This window comes from Mesorhizobium sp. B2-5-4 (assembly GCF_006441095.1).
GTDB lineage: Bacteria > Pseudomonadota > Alphaproteobacteria > Rhizobiales > Rhizobiaceae > Mesorhizobium > Mesorhizobium salmacidum.
Genome location: NZ_VFUR01000052.1, coordinates 1 through 2,496, shown reverse-complemented (window position 1 = coordinate 2,496; position 2,496 = coordinate 1). Strand labels below are relative to the sequence as shown.

Here is a 2,496-nt window from a genome sequence, read left to right as displayed (position 1 = left end):
GCGTAAGCGGTGTTTTCGGGCCACCTTTCGGGAGTGATCGCGATCTGTGAGGTTGCCGATTCTGTATTGGGATCGGAGATAGGCTTGTGTCTGGACTTGACCTTACGCTTGACCCGGAGCGGCAGCCCCGGCGTTTCGAGGTGATCAACGGTGCTGGCGGCCGGCGTCACTGGTCGATGGATGACAAGGCGCGGATTGTCGCGGAGACGCTGGAACCGAACGCAATCATTTCCGAAGTCGCCCGGCGTTATGGTCTCAGGCCACAGCAGGTGTTCGCCTGGCGGCGCGAAGCGCGCAAACAGGCCGCTTCGGTGCATCAGGAATCCCCGTCCTTCGTGCCGGCGGTGGTGACGGCGCCGCCTCCGGAACCCGCGCCGACGCGTCCAGCACGGCCGCGGAAGGGGAAGACGGCCCGAGATGCTGGCGTGATCGAGCTTGAGATCGACGGCATCGCCATGCGGGTCGGCCGGGGAGCCGACGCCAAGACGGTTGCGGCGGTGATCCGTGCGCTGAAGGCAACGTCGTGATCGGGCCGACGGGCGCCGTCAAGGTCATGGTGGCAACGAAGCCGGTAGACTTCCGCAAGGGTGCGGAGGGGCTGGCCGCAATGGTGCGCGAGACGATGGGCGCCGATCCGTTCAGTGGCGCAGTCTACGTCTTCCGCGCGAAACGAACGGATCGGATCAAGCTGATCTTCTGGGACGGCACCGGCGTCTGCCTCTATGCGAAGCGGCTGGAGGATGGCGAGTTCCGTTGGCCGAAAGTGCAGGATGGCGTGATGCGGCTGACGGCCGCTCAGTTGTCGGCGCTGCTTGAAGGGCTTGATTGGCGGCGGGTCCATGAAGCCCGCCGGACGCTCGCTCCGGCGCAGGCGGGTTGATCCGCGACCAAGTGAATCAGCCTGGATTCCGCTGTCGCCCGGAACTGGCGAATATGGTCTGATCCGATCATGGCGATGACGGCGGACCAGCTTCCCGACGATCCGGATGTGCTGAAGGCGATGGTCCTGGCGCGCGATGTCGAGAATGCTCGCCTGACCCAGATCATCAAGGAATTGCAGCGCCACCGCTTCGGCCGCCGGGCCGAGAGCCTGCCCGAAGATCAATTGCTCCTTGGCCTCGAGGAGGCCGAGCAGATCGAGGCAGCCGGCGAGGAAGAGGCCGAACGTGCCGATCCTGCCGCACGCAGGGAGCGCACCGCAAAGCGGCGGACGAACCGGGGTGCGCTGCCGCCGTATCTGCGGCGCATCGAGATGGTCGTCGACATCGAGGACCATGCCTGCCCATGCTGCCGCGACGGACTTCATCGGATCGGCGAAGACGTCAGCGAGCGGCTCGATATCGTGCCGGCGCAACTGCGCGTGATCGTCGTGCGCCGGCCCAAATATGCCTGTCGTGCCTGCGAGGACGTGGTCGTGCAGGCTCCGGCGCCCGCCCGGCTGATCGAAGGCGGTCTGCCGACCGAGGCGACGGTCGCGCAGGTTCTGGTCTCCAAATATGCCGACCACCTGCCGCTCTATCGCCAGGCGCAGATCTACGCCCGGCAGGGCATCAACCTCGACCGTTCCACGCTCGCCGACTGGGTCGGCCGCGCCGCCTGGCATTTGCGTCCGGTCCACGAGCGGCTGCTGGAGAAGCTGAAAGCCTCGCCCAAGCTCTTTGCCGACGAGACCACGGCGCCGGTGCTGGATCCCGGCCGCGGCAAAACCAAGACCGGGCAGCTCTGGGCCTACGCTCGCGATGACCGACCATGGAACGGGAGCGACCCGCCGGGTGTGGCCTATGTCTATGCGCCGGACCGAAAGGCGGAGCGACCGATCGCTCACCTGGCGGGCTTTGCCGGAATCCTGCAGGTCGACGGATATGGTGGTTATCGGGTGCTCGCCGACAAGAGCGGTGCAACGCTCGCCTTCTGCTGGGCACACGTGCGCCGGCGCTTCTACGAACTCGCCGCAGCCGGCCCGGCACCGATCGCCAGCGAGGCGCTCCGGCGCATCGCAGAGCTCTATCGCGTCGAGGACGACATCCGCCGCCAGCCAGCAGACGCCCGTCGTGCCGTGCGCCAGGAAAGGAGCCGGCCGATCTTGGCCGAGTTCGAGCCGTGGCTGCGCGAGAAGCTCGGCCTGATCAGCCAGAAGACCAAGCTCGCCGAGGCAATCCGCTATACGCTGTCACGCTGGGAGGGGCTCACCCGCTTCCTCGACGACGGACGCATCGAGATCGACTCCAATACCGTCGAGCGGTCGATCCGTCCGATCGCGCTCAACCGGAAGAACGCCCTCTTTGCGGGCTCCGACGGCGGCGCCGAGCACTGGGCCGTCGTCGCTTCGCTGATCGAAACCTGCAAGCTGAACGACGTCGAGCCGCTCGGCTACCTGGCCGACGTGCTCACCAGGATCGTCAACGGCCACCCAAACAGCCAGATCGACGATCTCCTGCCGTGGGCCTACGTCGCCGCTCCCGAGCTTAAGGCCGTGGCCTGAAAACACCGCTTACC

General features: G+C 66.4%; 3 protein-coding genes. All 3 read left to right on the top strand.

All coding sequences use genetic code 11. The features are described from left to right. Positions 1–86: 86 nt before the first annotated feature. The 3 genes from FJ492_RS28595 to FJ492_RS28585 all read left to right on the top strand — a co-directional run bounded on the left by FJ492_RS28595 (position 87) and on the right by FJ492_RS28585 (position 2,482). Positions 87–527, top strand: coding sequence for a transposase (locus FJ492_RS28595; protein WP_210241562.1), 441 nt, complete (start codon positions 87–89; stop codon positions 525–527). Beyond that, positions 524–880 (top strand): IS66 family insertion sequence element accessory protein TnpB, encoded by a 357-nt coding sequence (tnpB, locus tag FJ492_RS28590; protein WP_140773681.1) that lies wholly within the window; start codon positions 524–526, stop codon positions 878–880. The genes FJ492_RS28595 and tnpB overlap by 4 nt, the downstream gene beginning before the upstream one ends. A gap of 69 nt (positions 881–949) precedes the next feature. Next, positions 950–2,482 carry an IS66 family transposase gene (locus tag FJ492_RS28585; protein WP_140773679.1) on the top strand — a complete coding sequence of 511 codons (1,533 nt, stop codon included), beginning with the start codon at positions 950–952 and terminating at the stop codon, positions 2,480–2,482. Positions 2,483–2,496 lie beyond the last annotated feature (14 nt).

What these genes read in the sequence shown, in the direction of transcription:
- FJ492_RS28585 (WP_140773679.1), top strand. Translation starts at nt 950, where the DNA reads ATGGCGATGACGGCGGACCAGCTTCCCGACGATCCGGATGTGCTGAAG.